Annotated in this window: 16 protein-coding genes and 2 pseudogenes; 9 read left to right on the top strand and 9 right to left on the bottom strand. The window is 63.4% G+C overall.

From position 1 onward, the window contains the following. Positions 1–72: 72 nt before the first annotated feature. The 7 genes from P3T16_RS21315 to P3T16_RS21345 form a co-directional block, all read right to left on the bottom strand. Positions 73–1,281 carry a chromate transporter gene (locus tag P3T16_RS21315; protein ID WP_429343737.1) on the bottom strand — a complete coding sequence of 403 codons (1,209 nt, stop codon included), beginning with the start codon at positions 1,279–1,281 and terminating at the stop codon, positions 73–75. Between the two features lie 160 nt (positions 1,282–1,441). After that, positions 1,442–3,808 carry a bifunctional diguanylate cyclase/phosphodiesterase gene (locus P3T16_RS21320; protein ID WP_429343738.1) on the bottom strand — a complete coding sequence of 789 codons (2,367 nt, stop codon included), beginning with the start codon at positions 3,806–3,808 and terminating at the stop codon, positions 1,442–1,444. 517 nt (positions 3,809–4,325) lie between these two features. Then, positions 4,326–5,201, bottom strand: coding sequence for a PhzF family phenazine biosynthesis protein (locus P3T16_RS21325; protein ID WP_429343739.1), 876 nt, complete (start codon positions 5,199–5,201; stop codon positions 4,326–4,328). A 172-nt stretch (positions 5,202–5,373) separates the two neighbouring features. Beyond that, on the bottom strand, positions 5,374–5,838 hold the full coding sequence (locus P3T16_RS21330) for a RidA family protein (RefSeq protein WP_429343740.1): 465 nt from the start codon (positions 5,836–5,838) through the stop codon (positions 5,374–5,376). 52 nt (positions 5,839–5,890) lie between these two features. After that, positions 5,891–7,087 (bottom strand): PLP-dependent aminotransferase family protein, encoded by a 1,197-nt coding sequence (locus P3T16_RS21335; protein WP_429343741.1) that lies wholly within the window; start codon positions 7,085–7,087, stop codon positions 5,891–5,893. Positions 7,088–7,145: 58 nt separating this feature from the next. After that, a complete protein-coding gene (locus P3T16_RS21340) occupies positions 7,146–8,069 on the bottom strand; it encodes a DMT family transporter (protein ID WP_429257898.1) in 924 nt (307 codons plus the stop codon). Between the two features lie 54 nt (positions 8,070–8,123). Then, on the bottom strand, positions 8,124–8,819 hold the full coding sequence (locus P3T16_RS21345; RefSeq protein WP_429343742.1) for a VOC family protein: 696 nt from the start codon (positions 8,817–8,819) through the stop codon (positions 8,124–8,126). Positions 8,820–9,077: 258 nt separating this feature from the next. Here P3T16_RS21345 and P3T16_RS21350 point away from each other — a divergent pair, with 258 nt between their 5' ends. Both P3T16_RS21350 and htpG read left to right on the top strand, forming a co-directional pair. Then, positions 9,078–10,532 carry a PLP-dependent aminotransferase family protein gene (locus P3T16_RS21350; RefSeq protein WP_429257900.1) on the top strand — a complete coding sequence of 485 codons (1,455 nt, stop codon included), beginning with the start codon at positions 9,078–9,080 and terminating at the stop codon, positions 10,530–10,532. Positions 10,533–10,692: 160 nt separating this feature from the next. Then, complete coding sequence (htpG, locus tag P3T16_RS21355) at positions 10,693–12,591, top strand: molecular chaperone HtpG (protein WP_429343743.1); 1,899 nt, start codon at positions 10,693–10,695, stop codon at positions 12,589–12,591. A 137-nt stretch (positions 12,592–12,728) separates the two neighbouring features. Here the strand turns inward: htpG and P3T16_RS21360 are convergent, their stop codons facing one another. Then, complete coding sequence (locus P3T16_RS21360) at positions 12,729–12,995, bottom strand: hypothetical protein (RefSeq protein ID WP_429257902.1); 267 nt, start codon at positions 12,993–12,995, stop codon at positions 12,729–12,731. A 277-nt stretch (positions 12,996–13,272) separates the two neighbouring features. Here P3T16_RS21360 and P3T16_RS21365 point away from each other — a divergent pair, with 277 nt between their 5' ends. The 3 genes from P3T16_RS21365 (at position 13,273) to P3T16_RS21375 (ending at position 16,346) form a co-directional block, all read left to right on the top strand. Continuing rightward, positions 13,273–15,006, top strand: coding sequence for a hypothetical protein (locus P3T16_RS21365; RefSeq protein WP_429343744.1), 1,734 nt, complete (start codon positions 13,273–13,275; stop codon positions 15,004–15,006). A 159-nt stretch (positions 15,007–15,165) separates the two neighbouring features. Then, positions 15,166–15,870, top strand: a complete 705-nt coding sequence (locus P3T16_RS21370; RefSeq protein ID WP_429343745.1) for a chorismate--pyruvate lyase family protein — start codon at positions 15,166–15,168, stop codon at positions 15,868–15,870. After that, positions 15,870–16,346: a DNA-deoxyinosine glycosylase gene (locus P3T16_RS21375; protein ID WP_429343746.1), complete on the top strand. Its 477-nt coding sequence runs from the start codon at positions 15,870–15,872 to the stop codon at positions 16,344–16,346. The genes P3T16_RS21370 and P3T16_RS21375 overlap by 1 nt, the downstream gene beginning before the upstream one ends. 33 nt (positions 16,347–16,379) lie before the next feature. Here P3T16_RS21375 and P3T16_RS21380 read toward each other — a convergent pair. Further along, positions 16,380–17,074 (bottom strand): annotated as a pseudogene (locus tag P3T16_RS21380) (mobilization protein). A gap of 151 nt (positions 17,075–17,225) precedes the next feature. Here P3T16_RS21380 and P3T16_RS21385 point away from each other — a divergent pair. The 4 genes and pseudogenes from P3T16_RS21385 to mctP form a co-directional block, all read left to right on the top strand. Further along, a pseudogene (locus P3T16_RS21385) lies at positions 17,226–17,333 on the top strand (DNA-deoxyinosine glycosylase); the annotation flags it as partial. Beyond that, complete coding sequence (locus tag P3T16_RS21390) at positions 17,330–18,253, top strand: spermidine synthase (RefSeq protein ID WP_429343747.1); 924 nt, start codon at positions 17,330–17,332, stop codon at positions 18,251–18,253. The pseudogene P3T16_RS21385 and the gene P3T16_RS21390, both read left to right, overlap by 4 nt. A gap of 315 nt (positions 18,254–18,568) precedes the next feature. Continuing rightward, the gene (locus P3T16_RS21395) at positions 18,569–18,811 is read left to right on the top strand and encodes a DUF3311 domain-containing protein (protein WP_429257909.1); all 243 of its coding nucleotides are present in this window, start codon (positions 18,569–18,571) and stop codon (positions 18,809–18,811) included. Beyond that, a complete protein-coding gene (mctP, locus tag P3T16_RS21400) occupies positions 18,808–20,358 on the top strand; it encodes a monocarboxylate uptake permease MctP (RefSeq protein ID WP_429257910.1) in 1,551 nt (516 codons plus the stop codon). The genes P3T16_RS21395 and mctP overlap by 4 nt, the downstream gene beginning before the upstream one ends. The last annotated feature ends 163 nt before the right edge of the window (positions 20,359–20,521 follow it).

Here is a 20,521-nt window from a genome sequence, read left to right on the forward strand (position 1 = left end):
GCGTTTCAGTCCGCGAACTGGCCGACCATTGACCGGGCAGCGAAGCCCGGCGTCATACGAAGTCAACCGGCTTCACACGACGTGAGCATAGAAAAGCCACACGCCACAGACGATCGCCACCGTCCCATACACGATGTACACGGGCACCTTCAGCCGCGCGAAGCACACCAGCGAAAACAGGGCGGTCACACAATACGCCGGCTGAAGCGGCACGCGCTGCACGATCCTCAGCACGGCGACCGCCAGAAATGCAGTCGTCACCGCCCGCAGCACACGCATGCCCTGCTCGAATCGCGGATGCGCCTTCAGTTGATGCAGATGTCGTTGCGCCAGCACGACCAGACAGCCCGACGGCACGAACAAGGCGATGGTCGCGATCAGTGCGCCCGCCCACCCGTTGATCAGATAACCGATGAACGGCACCACATTCAGAAGCGGCCCCGGCGACAACGGCGACAGCGAAAACGCCAGCGTGTAATCGTTGTTCGACACCCCGATGGCCGGCGTGACGAACAGCGTCTTCAGCACCGGTAACGCTGAAAACCCGCCGCCAAACAACGTCATGCCCGCACCTGCGAGGCGTGGCCACAGCAGCGTGGATTCGTACCGCTGCGGCAGCGGAATCGCGAACAGCACAATAAGCGCGGCCAGCCCCACCAGCAACTGGCCATCGCCCGCGTCAAGCGACACTTCGAGCTGCACCGGGTGCGCGGGGCTCCTCAGCCAGCCTGCGGCAAATGCCCCGCCCAGCATGAGCACGTAGGCCGCCGGGCTATGCGCATAAGTCAGCGCGATGCATGACAGGAGGGCCGCGATCCACTCAAGGCGGCCTCGCACAAGCGCTCGCGTCTGCTTGTACCAGGTCACGCCGATCAGCGTCGCCAGCACGACGCTGAAGTGATTGATGAGCGTCTCCGACGCCGCCGCGTGGACGAGCGGCGTGCGGTAGAAGATCGCGAAAAGAGTCATGACCAGGAAGAAGGGCAGCACGCTCGCGATGCCGGCGATCCATGCGCCCGAGCGTCCGCGCAACGTGTACCCCAGCTGCACGGCGACGTTGCAGCCGACGGGCCCCGGCACCATCCAGGCAAGCGCGATCAGATCGGAGAAGGCGAGACGCGACAGTCGTTCTTCGCGTTCGACGTAGTGATGTTCCAGTTGCGCCATGAGTGCGAGACCGCCCCACGACAGCGCGGACAATCCGAACACCACCCTGAACAGGGTCCAGAGCGGTTCGCGCTCGCCCCGTCGGGCAGCGACCCTCGTTGTCATCATGTGCATGGCAAATCCGCGCCGGTCGTGCCGGGTGCGCGTGTCGTCTCGTTTCGTTCTGACCGGCCGGGAATGTGGCTCACCGTGCGCAGTATGGACAGCATGTCGCGCGTTGACAATCCGTGCTGCGCGGATGCTGCGTCGTGCTCACGGAGCGCAACCGCTGCACTCACGCAGACAGTCCGCTGGTGCCTGGCGCGCTGCCCACGCTGTCGAGATCGGGTTCCTGCGTCACACGACGGTCCGGCATCCCGCACACGCCAAACCGTTCGAGCAGCGCCGGTATGCCATCCGCCGGCACCGGTCGCGAGAACAGGAAGCCCTGCGCCTCGATATGGCCAAGCGCCGCGAGCCACGCGATCTGTTCTTCCGTCTCCGTGCCTTCGACCACCACCGTCAGACCCAGCGAACGCGCAAGGTTGACGATCGCCGTGACCATCACGCAGACGCTGCGGTCGCCGGGAATGGCCTGCACGAACGAGCGGTCGACCTTCAACGTATCGACCGAAAAGCGGTTCAGGTACGACAGCGACGAATAGCCGGTGCCGAAGTCGTCGAGGGCGATGCGCACGCCAAGACGCTTCAGCGCGAAGATTTTTTCGGAGACGAGATCGGGATATTCCATCATCGCCGTCTCGGTGATTTCCAGTTCGAGGCGCCGCGCGGAAATGCCGGTTTCCTCGATGGCCCGCGAGATCGTCTGATACAGGTCGCCGCGCCAGAACTGCACGGCGGAGATGTTCACCGCCAGCGACAGCGAGTCGTAGCCCTGCTGCTGCCACACAGCCAGCTGCCGGCATGCCGTGTCGATCACGAAGTCGCCGATCGGCACGATCAGGCCAGTCGATTCGGCGACCGGAATGAACTCGTTGGCAGGGATCAGGCCGTGCTGTGGATGGTTCCAGCGCACCAGCGCCTCGAAGCCCGTGATGCACCGGCGGGTGAGATCGATCTTCGGCTGGTACGCGAGGAACAGTTGCCCCTCGTTCAGCGCGACGCGCAACTGCTGCTCCCACTTCATCAGATGGTCCGCGCGATGCGACAGCTGCGGCGAATAGAACTGGTAGCAGTTCTTGCCGGCGTCCTTTGCGCTGTACATCGCGAGGTCGGCTTTCTTCAGCAGATCGATCTCGCTTTCGTTCGCCACCGAGTACAGCGCAATGCCGACGCTCGCGTGCAGCACGAATGCGCTGCCGCGCACTTCGAACGGTTTCGCGAAGACTTCGGCCGTCGCCTCGGCGAGATCGACGGCCCGCTTTTCGACGTTCTCGCCTTTGACGATGACAACAAATTCGTCGCCGCCGATGCGGCTGAGTGCTCCCCGATCGCCGACGACGTCCGCGAGTCGTGAGGCGGTCATCTGCAGCACGATGTCGCCGGCGTTGTGGCCGAGCGTGTCGTTGACGGTCTTGAAGTTGTCGAGGTCGATGAACAGGATCGCGAGGCGCCCGACGTTCACCGGCAACGCCACATCATGGCGCAGGCTCTGCAGCGTGGCATAGCGGTTGCGCAGACCCGTCAGCAGATCGTATTCGACGAGATGCGTCATCTCGCGCTCGCGTCCGAGCAGCTTGCCGATCAAGCCGGTCGCGACGGCGAAGAAGCTCAGCATCGCGAGCGAGATGAAGCCCGCCATGAGCAGATAGACGTTGCGCGTGTGGTTGTAGTCGGCGAACTCTTCTGCCTGCGAGAGACCGACCAGCACGCCGAGCGGATAGCCATCGATATGCCGGTACGACACGATGCGTGTGACCTTGTCGATCGGATCGACGTAAGTGCCCGACACATGTTCCGATGTCGGATACGTGCCGCTTGCCGAGAACGAGCCCGCAGCATGTTCGGCGCTGCCGGTGCGGCGCGCGAGCACCGTGCCTGCATCGGAGATGACGGCAATCACGCCGTCACGGCCGATCGCCGCGTTGTTGTAGAAGTCACTCGTGAAGTAGCTCGGGTCTTCCGACACGACGACCACGCCCGCGAACGAGCCATCCGGATGATTCAGCCGGCGCGTCATCTGCAACGTCCAGTGTCCGGACACGCGTCCGAGCACGGGCTTGCTGATGAAGAGCGCATCGTCGTCCTCGTGTTCGTGCACCTTGAAGTGTTCGCGATCCGAGAGGTCGATCCGTTTCGGATTGGGGTCGGCGGTGTTCGCGATCAACATGCCGCGCTCATCGATCAATGACACCTGCACGAGCGTCTCACTCTGCACGACGCCTTTCTCGACCGTGCTCGACAGATCAAAATGATTAGGGGTTTTCTCGAACTCGTATTTGACGAAGCGTGTGATCTGGTCGACCTGGTGAATGGCCTTCACCGTGTGCTGTTCAAGCGCGGCCGACAGAATCGCCGACGATGCCATGGCTTCCCGCGAGGTCGTCTCTTTCTCCACTGACAGGCGCGCGAAGATGACTGTCCACAACAGGACCAGTACCAGTACACCGAGCGCGGGAATGGCAAGGAGCGCACGACGGCGCGACACCGCAGGGTCGCGGAGTCTTGCGTCACGTATCGTGGAAAAGCGGGAATAGTTCATCGCGCGGACCACTGGCACGTGCCTCGCAGCAGCGGCTCCGGGTACGTCGACTGCGCGAGGTTCGAGGTAGGCTGCATGATGAACGGGGTACCGGGTGCGCGGGGTAGGAGGGCGTGGCGTCGTGCCGAAGTCCGTTGGTCACCGGGACCTTTCGATATTACTGAATGCCCACAGATTAAGGAAGCGTCCGCGCATCGGGTATACGCTCGTCCGGCCAGGCACGCGAGCGCATACCTGGCACGGCTCATTGGCTTTGTCGCGTGATTCGCACCCTGCGCACGTTTGAAGGGTTTCGTCGAATACGGCAACGTGAGCAGACGGGCCTTCAATGCAAGGAGATGACTGCATCGAAGGCTGCTGGTTTATCCGATACGCATCAAGTGCGCGCGAGGTTGTCTGCCTGCGGCATTTTGTGGGCAACCGTGGAAAACCATCGCGTGTTCGCTGGCGTACCGCTTATGAAGCGGGTCCTTGCTATATGCGGGGATCACGGTTGTCCGCCGGCAGGTCGAGTGGTTCAGGGCAGCCTGAACGTGCCGTCCACCACCGTCACCGAGGAGCCGCCGATCCACGTCTTGCCGGCTGCGTCGTCATAGGTCACGAAGATGCGGCCGTCGCGGCCGATGGCCGTGCCCTGACGGGCCGTATACCCACCGCCGGGACGGCGGTTTTGCTGTGTCAGCAGACCGGCAAGCGCGGCGTTCGCGCTGCCCGTCACCGGGTCTTCGCCGACGCCAAACGAGCCGCCAGCCATCAGGCAGCGGATCTCGAACGTCGCGGGACCCCCGGCGGCATGCGGCCCATAGACGGCAAGGCCGTGCGTATCGGCGGCATGCGCGATCGCGGCGAGCGCATGCGGGTCAGGCGTCAGGGTGAGACAGGCCTCGGCGGATTGCAGGCGCACGACGAGCCACGGCGCGCCGTTATCGACCGCACAGGGCGGCGCACTGAAGTCGATCGCATCGGTCTTCAGGGCCGTCTGCAACGCAGCGTATTGCGCTTCAGGAAGGGGCGTGACACGGGCCGGCGGCGCGGCGAAGGCCCAGACGTCGGCTTCCTGCCGGGCCAGTTCAACCAGACCGACGCCACATTGCTGCACGAGCCTGCCTGGCTGCCTGGGTGTGTAACCACTGTCGAGCAGCGCATGCGCGGTGCCGAGCGTCGGATGTCCCGCGAAGGGAAGCTCGCCGCCCGTCGTGAAAATGCGCACCCGATAGTCGGCGGATGGGTCGGTCGGCTTCAGCAGGAACGTGGTCTCTGACAGATTCGTCCAGCGTGCGATGGATTGCATCTGATCGGTGGTCAGATCGTCGGCCTCGAGGATCACGGCAAGCGGATTGCCCTTGAACGGGGCAAGGGTAAACACATCGACCTGCTTGAAGCGGCTAAGCATAAGTTTTGCCCGGGTTGGATGTTCAATTCGAAGAAGCGCGATTCTTCATATTTAAATCGCCCCTTTAGTCGCGCTATCAAAAACAGACGCGCCGCGGTCTGAACAACGAGCGCGGCGCGTCTGGAGTACCGCACGGCTTCTAAAGCATCAAAGCCGGAAAGGCAAAAAGGTATTACTGCACTTCAGCGATCATTTCAATTTCGACGCATGCGCCAAGCGGAATCTGCGCAACGCCAAAAGCCGAGCGCGCGTGCTTGCCGCGTTCGCCAAACACATCCGCGACCAGTTCCGATGCGCCATTCGTCACGAGATGCTGTTCGGTAAAGGTGGGCGTCGAATTGACGAGGCTCATCAGCTTGACGATGCGCGTCACGCGGTTCAGGTCGCCGACATGCGCATGCAACGTGGCGATCAGGTCGATTGCGATCGAACGCGCGGCGACCTTGCCTTCTTCGGTCGACAGCGTTTCACCGAGCTTGCCGACCCACGGCTTGCCGTCCTTCTTCGCAATGTGGCCGGAGAGAAACACCGTGTTGCCGCTTTGCGCGCTCATCACGTAAGCGGCGGCCGGCGCGCCTGCCTGCGGCAGTTCGATGCCGAGTTCCTTCAGCCGGTCATACACATTTGCTTGAGCCATGACGTGTCCTTTTATCTCTGGATAAATTCGATGAAAAATTCGATCACCCCGTTCAGATCCGCGCGCGGATCAGTGCGGCCAGCTTCGCGACGCCTTCGTCGATCTTTGCCGGCGGCACGGTCACGAACGACAGACGCAGCGTGTTGTGCTGCGGCTCGTTCGCGAAGAACGGGCCGCCCGGCACGAACGCGACATTCTGCGCGACCGCTTCCTCGAGCAGCTTCATGCTGTTCATCTGCGCGGGCAGCGTGACCCACACGAACATGCCGCCTTCGGGGCGATTCCAGCTCACGCCTTCCGGCATGTAGCGTTCGAGCGAAGCCAGCATCGCGGCGCACTGATCGCGATAGAGCGCGCGGATCGTCGGCACGTGCGTGTCGAGGAAGCCATCCTTCACGACTTCATGCACGATGCGCTGCGTGAAGCTCGGCGTGTGCAGATCGGTGGCCTGCTTCGCCTGCACCAGCTTGAAGTGCAGTTCCTCGGGCGCAATGATGTAGCCGATCCGCAGACCCGGCGCCAGCACCTTCGAGAAGGAGCCAAGGTGAACGATGTGATCGGGCGACAACGACAGCATGGTCGGCAGCGGCTCGCCCGCGTAGTCGAGTGCGCCGTACGGGTCGTCTTCAATGACCGGGAACGGCGCGGTCTTCGCAAACGCGGCGAGCGCGCGACGGCGTTCGACCGGCAGACGGCGGCCCGTCGGGTTCTGGAAATTCGGTTGCGCGTACAACAGACGTGCGCCGGCGGTCAGTTCAGGCGTGAGCGCTTCGGCGACCAGACCATTGTCGTCGGTCGGCACCTGCACGTAGTGCGGCTCGTACATCGAGAACGACTGCAGCGCGCCGAGATACGTCGGCGTTTCGACGAGCACCGGGCTGTCCTTGCAGATCAGCACCTTGCCGAGCAGATCGAGCGCCTGCTGCGAGCCGGTCGTGATCAGCACCTGTGACGGACGGATCACGGCGCCGTTCACCGAATAGCGCGCGGCGATCCATTCGCGCAGCGGCAGATAACCTTCGGTCGCGCTGTACTGAAGCGCGGCGGCAGGGGCGTCACGCAGGATGCGGTCGCACGCTTCGCGCATCCGTTCGGCCGGAAAGGTGGCGGGCGATGGCAGGCCACCTGCGAACGAAATGACTTCCGGCCGCTCGGTGACCTTCAGGATTTCGCGAATCGCCGAGCTGGTGAGCTTGCGCGCGCGTTCGGACAGTTGGCACGTCGGGGCTTGAAGGTCGCTTTGGTCCATAGTCTCCTCGTTTGCGGGTGCTGAAACTGAAACTGAAATTGGTCGGTCAGGACAGGGATTATCGCGCGTCTCGCCAGGCAGCGCGCGCGGGCACATGCACGGTGCGCACGGCCGCCTTGCGGCCGAGCATGACCGTGGCGATCACGGCGGCGGCAAAAAGCCATGTCGATGCCGCGACGTGCTCGCCAAAGAAGAGGGCGGAAAACGCCATCGTGAAGAAAATCTGCAGCAGCTGGACCTGGCCGACGCGTGCCGTGCCGCCCATCGCGAGCCCCGCGTACCACGCGAAAAAGCCGATGAACTGCGAGAACAGCGTGACGTAGCCGAACGCGAGCCACGTCTTCAGCGCGACCGGGCCGGGATGCTGCACGTGATGTTCCCAGCCGAGCCAGCCGACCGGAATCACGAGGAACGGCGCGGACAGCACGAGCGCCCAGCAGATCACCTGCCAGCCGCCGATCTGCCGCGCGAGGCGTGCGCCTTCCGCGTAGCCGAGCGCGCCGATGCCGACGGCGACGAGCATCAGCAGATCGCCTGCCTGCAGCGAACCGCCGCCCGACTGCAACGCAAACGCGACGACAATCGCGCTACCCGCAATCGCGCTCGCCCAGAACGCCTTCGACGGCCGCTCGTGCGACAGCCATGCCGCATAGAGCGCGACACACAGCGGCTGCAAGCCGTTGACGACTGCGCCGTGCGAAGCGGGCACGGTCTTCATCGACCATGCGGAAAACACCGGAAACGCGATGATCACGCCCAGCGAAACGACAGCGAGGTTTTTCACCTGTGGCCACGTCGGCCAGCGCTCGCGACGCCAGGCCAGCAGCGCAGCAGCGGGAATCGCGGCAACGAGCGCGCGGCCGAGGCCATTCAGCAGCGGATGAAACTCCTGTACGACGATTCGCGTCATCGGCAGCGTCAGGCTGAAGATCATGACGCCGATGAGGCCAAGCAACATGCCTTGGGATTCACGCGGTTTCATTGCAGGTGTCTCTCTGGTTCGAACGGAGGGTTCAGGTTGTCGGGCCGGCTAACGCTATTTGAGCGTGCGAAGTCCGGCGGGTGTTTCCATTTCGGCCACGAGGGACGCACCGTCCGACGTGGTGTCCAGCGTAATCAGGTGGGCAGCGCCGAGCCACTCCAGCTGCGTGCGAACGATGTTCGCTTGCGGATGAAAACCCTTCAGCGACTTGAGCGCGACTTCCGGTTCCGGCAAAACCGCTGACGGATGCAACGCCGTGTCCCACTGGATCAGCGAAGGCACGACACCATCGCCTGCGCCTTGCCATGCGGGAAACGCGCCGTCGTCCGGCACGGTCAAGCCCCATGTGAAGTCGCCGCGCGACATCGGCACGACCGGCGCGATCCGCTCGGGATACTGCTCGCGCCAGCGCAGCAGATTCTTCGGACGCTCGACGCGCGCGACCCAGTGCGACAGATACGGGCCGCTCGCCAGCCGCGCATGCGTCGACGGATCGTCGAGCGCGAAGACGCGGGGGCGCGGCGCGGTGTCGCTTTCGCTGGCGCGAGCGTCGGCTTCCGGATCGATCGCGAGCACTTCCAGATACACGCCGCCCCACAGGTTCAGGAGGCGGTTGTGGGTGCGCATCAGCGGATGTGCGCCGCCACCGGCCGGCGCGACGCCGAGCGTATCGGCGACGTATTGCGTGCCCTCATCGAGGGTGCGGGCGGTGACAACGAGGTGATCGAGATACAGCTTCTGGGCGGTCATGGCGACGATAAAAGACAGTTTTTCAGCGAACGGCAGGCGCGCAGCCCGCGCCGCGGAGCAGCGCGAAGGAGAAAGCGACCGGGGTCGTTAGCATAACCGTTCGCCCGGCCGCCGGGCCATGCGCCGGGCTTCTCATGCCCGGGATCAGCCAACAATCCCGCACTCTAGCGCACGCTATAGGGCTCAATGTAGCGTCTGCGACCGGCACAGTAACGGTACAATCGCCTCGATACTGTTCTGTACAGTTGGAGTCCTGCCATGTCCGTCCCGCTCGACCTGATTCCCGCACCTCATGACGCGTCGTCGCTGACGCTCGTCGACCAGCTTGTGCAGTGGGCGCGTCGCCGCATCGAAGAACGCGTGTTCCGGCCTGGCATGCGCATGCCGTCGATCCGCACGCTTGCGGTCGACAAGGGCGTGTCGCGCTTCACGGTGGTCGAGGCGTACGAGCGGCTCGTCGCGCAGGGATATCTCGACTCGCGGCGCGGTTCGGGTTTCTACGTACGTGAGCGTTCCATCAGCCAGTTGCCGGGCGAGCGCCGCCAGCTGACCGAAGCGGCGCCCGCGCCGAGCACGATCGATGTGGTCTGGCTGCTGCGCAACATGCTGCATTCGTCGACGCGGCCCGAGAAAGGCCCGGGCCTTGGCTATCTGCCGAGCCGCTGGCTCGACGGCGACCTGATCACCGGCGCGCTGCGCACGCTCGGCCGGCAAAGCGGGGCGCAGATGCTCGGCTTCGGCACGCCGCAGGGTTTCCTGCCGCTGCGCCAGCAGTTGCAGACGCGGCTCGAAGAGCTGGAAATCGGTGCGTCGCCGGATCAGATCGTGATGGTGTCGGGCATTACGCAGGCGATCGACCTGATCGCACGTATCTACGTTCAGCCGGGCGATGCCGTGATCGTCGGCGATCCGGCGTGGTTCCAGATGTTCGGGCGTTTCGCTTCGCAGGGCGCGCGACTCGTCGGCATGCCGTACACGCCTGATGGCCCCGACCTCGACGCGCTGGAACAGTTGATCAAGACGTGGCATCCGAAAATGCTCGTGATCAATTCGGTGCTGCAAAACCCGACCGGCACGTCGCTCACCGCCGCGCAGGCGTTTCGCATCCTGCGTCTCGCTGAGGAGCATGACTTCATCGTCGTCGAGGACGATATCTACGGCGATCTCTGTCCGCCCGGCTATCCAGCGACGCGTGTCGCGAGCCTCGATCAGCTCAGGCGCGTGATCTACCTCGGCAGCTTTTCGAAGACGCTGGCGGCGAACCTGCGCGTCGGCTTCATCGCATGCGCGCCGGCGGTGGCGAACGCGATCACCGACCAGAAAATGCTCGTCGGTATGACGAGCCCCGAACTCAACGAGCGCGTACTGTACAAGATCCTGACCGAAGGCCATTACCGGCGGCATGTCGAACGGCTGCGCGCGCGGCTCGACGGCGTGCGCGACAAGGCCGTGCGAATGCTCGAAAAAGCCGGCATGAAGGTATTCTTCGCGCCGGGCGCCGGGATGTTCCTGTGGGCCGACACGGGCGTCGACGCCGATGTGTTCGCGGCAGCCGGCCACGAGGAAGGCTTCCTCTTGACCCCCGGGAGCCTGTTTTCGCCGAACCAGTCGCCGACCACCTGGATGCGCTTTAACGTCGCGAACTGCACCGATCCGGCGCTGTCTGTGTTTCTGTGCCGCTATCTGGACAGCGTCGCGCGCCGCGCCTCTTGAAACGTTCGCGGGCGGCCCCATTTATTCCGGCAATTCGCACGGCGGGCGCACGCGCGGGGTCGCCGGTCAGGACCCATGCCCGAAGCGCACCGCGAATGGCACGCTGCAGAAGCGTCCGCACCTGTTTTGAACCATCCAGCACCAGAGAGGACATCCGACCATGGCACAAGAAACCATGAGCTTTCAGGCAGAAGTGAAACAGCTTCTGCACCTCATGATTCATTCGCTGTACAGCAACAAGGAAATCTTCCTTCGCGAACTGATTTCGAACGCGTCGGATGCCGCCGACAAGCTGCGCTTCGAAGCCATCGAAAACAGCGCGCTGTACGAAAACGATCCGAACCTGCGCATCCGCGTGTCGTACGACAAAGCGGCGCGCACCGTCACCATCGACGACAACGGCATCGGCATGAGCCGCGACGAAGCGGTCGCGCACCTCGGCACGATCGCGCGTTCGGGCACGAAGGAATTCTTCGGCAAGCTCTCAGGCGACCAGCAGAAAGATGCGGCGCTGATCGGCCAGTTCGGCGTCGGCTTCTATTCGGGCTTTATCGTCGCTGATCGCATTACAGTCGAGACGCGTCGCGCCGGTCTGCCGGCAAGCGAAGGTGTGCGCTGGGAAAGCGCGGGCGAGGGCGACTTCTCGGTGGATTCGATCGGGCGCGCGCAACGCGGCACGACGATCACGCTGCATCTGCGCGCCGACGAAGACGAACTGCTGTCTACGTACAAGCTCAAGTCGATCATCCAGAAGTATTCCGATCACGTCGCGCTGCCCATCCTGATGCAGAAGGAAGAGTGGGACGCCGAAAAGAGCGCGATGGTCACGAAGGACGAAGACGAAACGGTCAATCAGGCCAGCGCACTGTGGACGCGTTCGAAGAATGACATCACGGACGAGCAGTACACGCAGTTCTACGAGCACCTCGCGCACGATCATCAGGATCCGCTGACGTGGACGCATAACCGCGTCGAAGGCCGCAGCGAATATACACAACTGTTGTACGTGCCTTCGCACGCGCCGTTCGACATGTGGAACCGCGATCATCGCGGCGGTCTGAAGCTGTACGTGAAGCGCGTCTTCATCATGGACGACGCCGAGCAGTTGCTGCCGTCGTATCTGCGTTTCGTGAAGGGCGTCGTCGATTCGGCTGATCTGCCGCTGAATGTGTCGCGTGAAATCCTGCAGGAAAGTCGCGATGTGAAGGCAATCCGCGAAGGCGTGACGAAGCGTTCGCTGTCGATGCTGGAAGATCTGGCGAACGCGGAAGACGCAACCGTCAAGGCGAAGTACGCGACGTTCTGGACGGAATTCGGTCAGGTGCTGAAGGAAGGCATCGGCGAAGACTTCGCGAACAAGGAACGTATCGCGAAGCTGATCCGCTTTGCGTCGACGCATGCCGATTCGCCGGAGCAGACCGTTTCGCTGGCGGACTACGTTTCGCGCATGAAGCCTGAGCAGTCGAAGATTTATTACGTCACTGCCGATACGTTCCAGGCCGCGACGCACAGCCCGCACCTCGAGGTGTTCCGCAAGAAGGGCGTCGAAGTGCTGCTGCTGACCGATCGAGTCGATGAGTGGATGCTGTCGTTCCTGAACGAATTCGATGGCAAGCCGCTGCAAAGTGTTGCGCGTGGCGATCTCGATCTCGGCGCGTTGAACGATGAAGAAAAGCAGGCGCAGGAAAAGGTCGGCGAAGAACTGAAGCCGCTCGTCGAACGCATGAAAGAAGCGCTGAAGGACAAGGCGAAAGATGTGCGTCTGACGTTCCGTCTGACGGACTCGCCGTCGTGCCTCGTCGCGGATGACGGCGATATGAGCGGCTATCTGCAGCGCATGTTGAAGGCGGCCGGGCAACAGGCGCCGGCGTCACATCCGATTCTGGAAGTGAATCCGGAGCACGCGCTGGTGAAGAACCTGCATACGGATAGCACGAATTTCGATGACTGGTGCCATCTGCTGTTCGATCAGGCGTTGCTCGCGGAAGGCGGCGCGCTGGAAGATCCGGCGAGCTTCGTCAAGCGGACCAACGCGTTGTTGCTGGCGCGAGGCGTCTGATACGTTTCACAGGTCAGGCTTCACGCTGTCGTTGTTGCTTCAATAGCTGTAGTGAAAATGCGCTGCTTTCAGCCTGGAAGCAGCGCATTTTTTTCGCCGGGCGTAGTCACTCAGTCGCTACAGCAGACGTACGTCGCTCAACGCTCGCGGCTCACCTCGCTCAACCGGCGAACCTGCGCGAGCACCGAGCCGGCGAGTTCCTTTGCTTCTTCGGATGCGTGTCTGTCGTCGAGGACCTGAGCGGCGAGGCGCCCCATTGCGATGCTCGACTGCTTCGACGTGTGGTGTTGCGCAAGCGCCGAGCCGGCCAGTTCCTTTTCCAGGTGCGACGAACTGTGCCTTGCCAGCACGACGGCTGCCAGATGCGCGATGCGGTCGGACGTGTGTTTTGTATTGACGGTCAAATCTCTGCTCCCTTTTGCTGGTTAAACCTGGAATGAAAGACGCGACCCGCGCGATGCCGGTCGCGAAAAACAGTATGGGTAACGATGCATGGTGTTGTGGGCGCGCACTTTCTGAATCGTTTGTGAGATGGCCGGAAGCTGCGCTGTCGTAATCTGCCGTGAGCCCATCCTGTCGGGCGTGCCCGGGCAGTAGCGGTCGTTTTGATCGTGTTCTGCGACACATCAATCTGTTGCGGTACGGTTCCGTCTTCCTATGCGTTTTCCTCTGCGTTTTCCCATGCCCCAGCAGGTTTCGTCGGCGATCGCCGAGTCTGTGTTCATCGTCTGGTCGACCCTGCGACAACAGGGCTTCGATGCAGCGCTACAGTGCGCGTCCGAACGGGCCACCGATGGCGCGTCGTCCCCTGTCCACGCCGATTTGTGCGCGAGCGCGGGCTATTTCGAAGACGCGTATCACCTCGCTTCCGTGGCGCCGCAAGAGGTGAATCGGGGCTCGCGTTTCGCGCGGCTCGCGTTATTCGCTGAAGCGCTCGGCGATGCGTCAGCGGCGAAGCGCTATAGCGAGCACGCGGTTCTGACGCAACCGCGAAAGGCGAGCGTCGAGTGGATCATCTGGCTCGTCAACCGATGCGCGGCGTACGCGGCGGCCGCGCACATGCTGCGCGCGTACGGGCGGCAGTTCCCTGACGACGCGCGTGCGCCATGGTGGCTCGCGCAGACGCTCGCGATGGCGCCCGGCGTTGCGCTGGCCACAGTCGAACGGCATGCGGCGCTGGCGCGCGCTTTCGCGCTCGATCCTGCGATCCACCCGGAGTTGCCATTGCAGTTCGCGATCGCCTGCCGCGAGATACGCGCGTGGGACGCTGTGGAGCGTGTGGCGCGCGACGCGCTCGCGCGCAATCCCGCCGACGCCGAAATGGCCTGGCAGCTCAGTCACGCGCAGTGGCAGCGCAACGAAGCGGCCGCGGCTGAACTCACGATGCGCGCCGTCGACCGTGCCGCGCCGGGTAACGCCGCCGTGGTCACGGCGATCGGTCTGTATCTTGCCGAGCAGGCGCGTTATGCCGAAAGCGAAGCCATGCTGCACGCGGCGCTCGCACTCGATCCGGATGCGGTGATGGCGGCGGTCGATCTTGCTGAACTGGAATTGCGTCGCGGTGCGTGGGGCGCGGCCTGGCCGCGGTATGAAGCGCGGCTCGCGCGCGACGACCGTACACCGGACAACATCGTCAACGTCATAGCGCGACGCGGGCCGCGCTGGCTCGGCGAGCCGCTCGCGGGCAGGACGCTCTTTGTCCACAGCGAGCAGGGCAACGGCGACGATATCCAGATGGTGCGTTTTCTGCCCGCGCTGGCGGCGCGTGTGCGCGACGAAGGCGGGCGCCTCGTGCTGGCGTGTCGTCGCGCGCTCAAGCCGCTGTTCTCGCGGTACTACGTCGATTGCGTTTCTATCGAAGACGATTTACCCAGCCAGTCTCACTACACGCTGCCGATGATGAGCGTGCCTTATGCGATCGGACTTCAGCCGGAGCAGGTGCGCGGCGATACGTATCTGTGCGCGGACGACGGCAAAGTGGCGGCGTGGCGCGAGCGGATCAGCGCGGATCATGGCGGGGAAGCCGGAACGTTGCATGTCGGTCTGGTCTGGCGCGGAAGTCCGTCGCATCGACGCGATGCGAAGCGTTCGATTCCGCTCGACGCGCTCGCGCCGCTGCTGGCATTGCCGCATGTGGTGTTCCATCCGCTGACGCCGGGCACAGGCGGCGAACTGGTTGCCGCGTTCGCCGCGGACCTTAACGCCAACGCCAGCGCCAGCACACGGATACGCGACCTGACGGCGCACTACACCGAAGGCTTCGACGATCTCGCTGCCCACGTTACCGCGCTCGACGCCATCGTGACCATCGACAGTGCGCCGCTGCATCTTGGCGGTGCGCTCGGACGTCCGGTGCTGGCGATGCTGGACCACGTGTCGCACTGGTGCTGGGGCGTCGCGGAAATGCAACCCTAGTACGACACTGTCGAGCTGTTCCGTCAGCGGCGGCCGGGCGACTGGTCGCCGGTCGTCGAACGCGTGATTGCCCGTTTGCAGCAACTTGCCGCTGCGACACGTTAGCGGCTCATATCAGCGAACAGGCAGTAGAGCGGGGCGCATCTTATAATGCGGCCCATGTCTATTCGTTTCGATGCCGCCGATGCGCACTGGCGCGTCGCGCCCATGCCTGGTTTCTCGTCAGATCAGAAAGACTGGCTTACACGTGGTGGTTCGCTGACCGCGCATCTCGCGACGCTCGGCGCCGTCACCGTTCGTGTGACGCGTGAAGTGGTCGCGCGTCCGTGGGACGATGAGCATGCCGCGTTGTGTGTCCCATCGCGTTCGCCGGTCTGGGTGCGCGAAGTCGTACTTTCCGTCGACGGCACGCCGTTTGTCGCCGCGCACAGCATCGCGCCGCTGGCGGCGAGCGTCGGCGCGTGGCAGGCGATGCGCCGGCTGCGCACCCGGCCGCTCGCGGAACTGCTGTATAGCGACAGCAGCGTCGCCCGCTCTGCGCTGGTGAGCCGGCGCCTGGGCGCGCGACATCCGCTGCATCGGCTGGCGTCGCGTGAAATCGAAAGTGCCGTGCCGCACGCACTGGTCGCGCGTCGTTCGGTGTTCGAGCGACACAATGCGCCATTGATGGTCACCGAATGCATGCTGCCCGCGCTGTGGACGCATCTCGCTGAACGGACGCGTGCGCATGAGCACGCGCACGAAACGCCTCCACGTGCACATCCGCGAGAGCATGGCCGGCCGCTCGATCACACCACCTCGCGCGCCCATCCTGCTCATTCCACGCATCCCGCACCGCGACCCCCACGCGAAGGAAATCGCTGATGCTGCGCGGCTTTCCGCCAGTGGTCGCCGCCGACACACACACGCTCGTGCTCGGCAGCTTTCCGGGCGAAGCATCGCTCGCGGCGACGCAGTACTACGCGCATCCGCGCAACCAGTTCTGGAAACTTCTGGGCGCGGTGACTGGAGTGCCGGCGCTGCAGGAATTGCCTTATGACGAGCGGCTGAAGCGCGTGCTTTCGAAGGGAATCGGCATCTGGGATGTGCTGGCCGCGTGTCACCGCGAAGGCAGCCTCGATGCCGCGATCCGGAATGCGCAGCCTAATGATTTTGCGTCGCTGCGCGAGCATGCTCCGTTGCTGAAGACCGTTTGCTTCAACGGCAAGACGGCGGGGCGGTTTGCCGAAGTGATTGGCGCGGCGGGCTATGAAACGCTTGTATTGCCTTCGTCGAGCCCGGCGAATGCGATGCTCTCGTTCGAACAGAAACTGCTTCTCTGGCAACGGATTATTTCCTGACATCTCGACGCCCCGCGCAGTTCGGGGACCCGCCTACAAGGCGAGCTTGTCCAGTTCGTCATAAGCGCGATGCAGCCATACCTTGACGCGCTGTCGTTCCAGCAAGCCGAGCCCGGTGGCGGCGCGATCCGGATGATTGACGGCAGCCCAGAAGCTCGCGCTCTGCCGGTCGATCTTCTGCATGGTCGTATCGGGCAGGCGGCGCAGCGTAATCACGCTGGCGCCTGGCGCTTCGGCCCGCTCGCGTTCGCCGGACGCCTCCAGAATCTCGAAACGATCGCCGCGGACTTCATTCAGGACCAGTACCAGCTTGATTCGTCCGCCGAATTCGTCGAGCCACTGCCGCAGCAGATCGACCGAATCGCGTCCGGTGTCCATGACGTGCCACCAGGTCAGCGTGAGGCCGTGCTCTTCGGCAAAGCCCAGCACGTCCGAATCGTCGAGCCATCGGGCGAGCGACTGCTGCGTCTGGGCCGCGAGGTCGACCAGAATACGTCGCTGTGGATCTTCAATCGCCGATTCCATGATGGGATCGAGGCTGTCATGCTGATCCAGCACGGCCGGAGCGGCAAAGTCGGCGTAGAACCGCAGCAGCGCGCCATGCGATCTGTCGGTGTCGAAGCCCACGAACGGCAGGTTCCGATCGATAAAGTACTGGGCTAATACGCGGGCGACGAGCGATTTGCCGACGCCACCTTTTCCCCGCCAATCAAATGGATGTAGCTCATGCTTGCGGATCCCCTGTCGTGGAGCGGGCCTGACCAGAACCGGTGCTGGCAGGCTTCGATGACGTAACGGCGGAACAGAGCACATCGAAAAGCAATGCGTGCGTGACAGGAGCATGCTGCGTGATCGACACGGGTGTCAAACTGAACAAAAATCGCCGGGGTGGATTACACCACCCTCGTATTGCCTTCGTCGAGTCCGGCGAATGCTATGCTCTCGTTCGACCAAAAATTGCGTCTCTGGCGCGACATCCTTACATGACGAAACTGATCAAGCGCGCTTCAGCTGAGGCGCGTGCTTTCCGCAACAAACAGGCTGATTCCGTGGCATCGAAGCAGAAAATGTCGCGCGTGAAAAATCGCGCGTCCGGCAGGAACCGCGACGAAGACCTCGACGACGCGCCCCTCATCGAGGCGCCGCGCAAGCCGCGTTTCGCGCCGGTCACGTTTTCGGAAGAAGGTGGCGTGCGCTATCTGCACTTCGGCACCGAGTGGGTGCAGGGCGCGATGCGCCTGAAGAAGCCGCATCACATCGAACTCGAATACGCGCAGCAGATGATGGCCTGGCTGCTGTTCCTCGAAACGCCGAAGCGCATCGTCCAGCTTGGCCTTGGCGCCGCTGCGCTGACCAAGTTCGCGCATCGCTTCCTGAAGCGCGCGAAGGTCGAGGCGGTCGAACTGAACCCGGCCGTCGTCGTCGCAGCACGGACGATGTTCGAACTCCCGCACGACGATGCCCGTCTGAGCGTGCACGAAACCGATGCATGGGACTTCGTCAACGATCGCGCGAATCACGGCACGATCGGCGCGTTGCAGATCGACGTCTATGACGCGACCGCGCGCGGCCCGGTGCTCGACAGCGTCGCGTTCTATCGCGCAGTGCGTGCGTGTCTGACCGATGCAGGTGTGGTCACGATCAACCTGTTCGGCGATCATCCGAGCTTCGTGCGCAACATGAAGCGTCTGAACGAAGCCTTCGACGGCCGCGTGTTCGCGCTGCCGGAAGTACACGACGGCAACCGTGTCGCGATTGCGTTCTCAGGTCCGGCCATCGACGTGCCGTTCGCCACGCTGCAAAAGCGCGCGAAGCTGATCGAAGAGACGCTCGCGCTGCCCGCGCGCAAGTGGCTCAAGGGCTTGCAGGAGTCGACTGGACAGACGTCCGGCTCGTTCTCGATCTGACCCGGCGCGCACGTGCCTTCGGGCGCGTGCCGCAGCCACAGTCACACCGAAGGCCGCGAACGGCAGACATGCCGTCGCGGCCTTTTTCTATTGATTCGATGACGCTGGCGCGACGCTCTGTCGCCCATCGGCATGTCAAACCTGAGTTTTTTTCGCTTGACAAGCCTTGTGGGCATGGGAAGAACCCCGCTTGACCGCACGTTCGCGGCTCCTATACTCTTTCGAAGCTTTCGGGGTGCCCGTCGGCTATCCGCCTGCGGGGCCGGTATCCGTCGACGCAGGCGGACAATTCAATAAAAGTAAAGAGGAGACGTCATGGCTCACGACGCCGACGCCAACAAGGCCAGCAAACGCTGGTTGTGGCTGCTGCTGCTGCCCTGGATCGCGATGGTCTGGGTGCCGTCCTACAACAAGGTCGAGCCGCAACTGTTCGACTTCCCGTTCTTCTACTGGTACCAGCTGATGTGGGTGCTGATCAGCGCCGTCATCACCGCGATCGTGTACTTCAAGACCAAAAAGCGCCCGACGGGCAACGGTTCGCAAGGAGGCGCGCGATGAACGCTACCGCAACCTTTGTCTTCGTCCTGTTCTTTATCGGCGTCACGATTCTTGGCTTTGTGGCGGCCCACTGGCGGCGCGGCGATCTCGCCCATCTGGAAGAGTGGGGTCTCGGTGGCCGCCGCTTCGGCACGATCGTCACGTGGTTCCTGCTGGGTGGCGACCTGTACACCGCGTACACGTTCATAGCCGTGCCCGCGCTCGTGTTCGGTGCAGGCGCGACCGGTTTCTTCGCGCTGCCGTACACGATCCTGATCTATCCGTTCGCGTTCGTCGTGTTCCCGAAGCTGTGGAGCATCGCGAAGCGTCACGGCTACGTCACGTCCGCCGATTTCGTCAGCGCACGTTACGGCAGCCGCATGCTCGCGCTCGCGATTGCTGTGACCGGTATCGTCGCGACGATGCCGTACATCGCGCTGCAGCTGGTCGGTATCGAAGTGGTGATCGGCGCGCTCGGGTTCGATACGACGGGCTTCATCGGCGATCTGCCGCTGATCATCGCCTTCGCGATTCTGGCGGCGTACACGTACACGTCCGGCCTGCGCGCGCCGGCGATGATCGCGGTCGTCAAGGACGTGCTGATCTACGTCACGATCGCTGCAGCCGTGATCATCATCCCGCCGCAGCTGGGCGGCTTCGGGCACATCTTCTCGGTCGTGCCGCCTGCGAAGCTGCTGCTGAAGGCGCCGGATGCAGCCAGCTTGAACGGCTACAGCGCGTATGCGACGCTGGCGGTCGGCTCGGCGCTCGCGCTGTTTCTGTATCCGCACTCGATCACGGCCGTACTGTCGTCGAAGTCGGGTAACACGATCCGCCGCAACATGGCGATGCTGCCGGCTTACTCGCTGGTGCTCGGTCTGCTCGCGCTGCTCGGCTTCATGGCGCTGGCTGCTGGCGTGAAGGACATGCCGGAATTCGCGCCGTACTTCAAGGCGTTCGGCCCGAACTTCGCGGTGCCGGCGCTGTTCCTGCACTTCTTCCCGTCATGGTTCGTCGGCGTCGCGTTTGCGGCGATCGGCATCGGCGCGCTGGTGCCGGCGGCGATCATGTCGATCGCGGCTGCGAACCTGTACACGCGGAACATCCACAAGGAGTTCGTGAACCGTAACATGACGCACGAGCAGGAGACGAACATCGCCAAGCTCGTGTCGCTGATCGTCAAGGTCGGCGCGGTGGCGTTCATTCTCGGTCTGCCGCTCACGTATGCCATCCAGCTGCAACTGCTCGGCGGGATCTGGATCATCCAGACGCTGCCGGCGATCGTACTCGGTCTGTACACGCGTGTGCTCGACTACCGTGGCCTGCTGATCGGCTGGGCAGTCGGCATCGCAACGGGCACGTGGATGGCGATTTCGCTGAAGCTGGCCAGCTCGATCTTCACGATCCACCTGTTCGGTTTCGCGATTCCGGGTTATGCGGCGGTGTGGTCGCTGATCGTGAACCTGGTGGTGGCGGTTGTCGTGAGCGTTCTGGTGCGCTCGCTTGGCATGGCGCGGGCTGAAGACCGTACGCGTCCGGAAGACTATCTGGACGTGGTCGAAAGCTGATCGAAAGCCGTTCGATCGCGTCCAGTGCGTGGCCGTTGTCTTGAAGCAAACGAAACGCCCGCAACGAAAGTTGCGGGCGTTCCTGCTTCTGGTGCGGGATACTGGGCGTTCGCTTGACTGATCATTCGACGCTTTCACCTGATTCCAGCCTGAGACCCGTTCC

The organism is Paraburkholderia sp. GAS42, from assembly GCF_050436565.1.
Classification (GTDB): domain Bacteria; phylum Pseudomonadota; class Gammaproteobacteria; order Burkholderiales; family Burkholderiaceae; genus Paraburkholderia.

Bases quoted from the DNA above. Each gene is read 5' to 3' on its own strand.
- P3T16_RS21315 (WP_429343737.1), bottom strand. From the start codon at position 1,281: ATGCACATGATGACAACGAGGGTCGCTGCCCGACGGGGCGAGCGCGAA.
- P3T16_RS21320 (WP_429343738.1), bottom strand. From the start codon at position 3,808: ATGAACTATTCCCGCTTTTCCACGATACGTGACGCAAGACTCCGCGAC.
- P3T16_RS21325 (WP_429343739.1), bottom strand. From the start codon at position 5,201: ATGCTTAGCCGCTTCAAGCAGGTCGATGTGTTTACCCTTGCCCCGTTC.
- P3T16_RS21330 (WP_429343740.1), bottom strand. From the start codon at position 5,838: ATGGCTCAAGCAAATGTGTATGACCGGCTGAAGGAACTCGGCATCGAA.
- P3T16_RS21335 (WP_429343741.1), bottom strand. From the start codon at position 7,087: ATGGACCAAAGCGACCTTCAAGCCCCGACGTGCCAACTGTCCGAACGC.
- P3T16_RS21340 (WP_429257898.1), bottom strand. From the start codon at position 8,069: ATGAAACCGCGTGAATCCCAAGGCATGTTGCTTGGCCTCATCGGCGTC.
- P3T16_RS21345 (WP_429343742.1), bottom strand. From the start codon at position 8,819: ATGACCGCCCAGAAGCTGTATCTCGATCACCTCGTTGTCACCGCCCGC.
- P3T16_RS21350 (WP_429257900.1), top strand. From the start codon at position 9,078: ATGTCCGTCCCGCTCGACCTGATTCCCGCACCTCATGACGCGTCGTCG.
- htpG (WP_429343743.1), top strand. From the start codon at position 10,693: ATGGCACAAGAAACCATGAGCTTTCAGGCAGAAGTGAAACAGCTTCTG.
- P3T16_RS21365 (WP_429343744.1), top strand. From the start codon at position 13,273: ATGCCCCAGCAGGTTTCGTCGGCGATCGCCGAGTCTGTGTTCATCGTC.
- P3T16_RS21370 (WP_429343745.1), top strand. From the start codon at position 15,166: ATGTCTATTCGTTTCGATGCCGCCGATGCGCACTGGCGCGTCGCGCCC.
- P3T16_RS21375 (WP_429343746.1), top strand. From the start codon at position 15,870: ATGCTGCGCGGCTTTCCGCCAGTGGTCGCCGCCGACACACACACGCTC.
- P3T16_RS21390 (WP_429343747.1), top strand. From the start codon at position 17,330: ATGACGAAACTGATCAAGCGCGCTTCAGCTGAGGCGCGTGCTTTCCGC.
- P3T16_RS21395 (WP_429257909.1), top strand. From the start codon at position 18,569: ATGGCTCACGACGCCGACGCCAACAAGGCCAGCAAACGCTGGTTGTGG.
- mctP (WP_429257910.1), top strand. From the start codon at position 18,808: ATGAACGCTACCGCAACCTTTGTCTTCGTCCTGTTCTTTATCGGCGTC.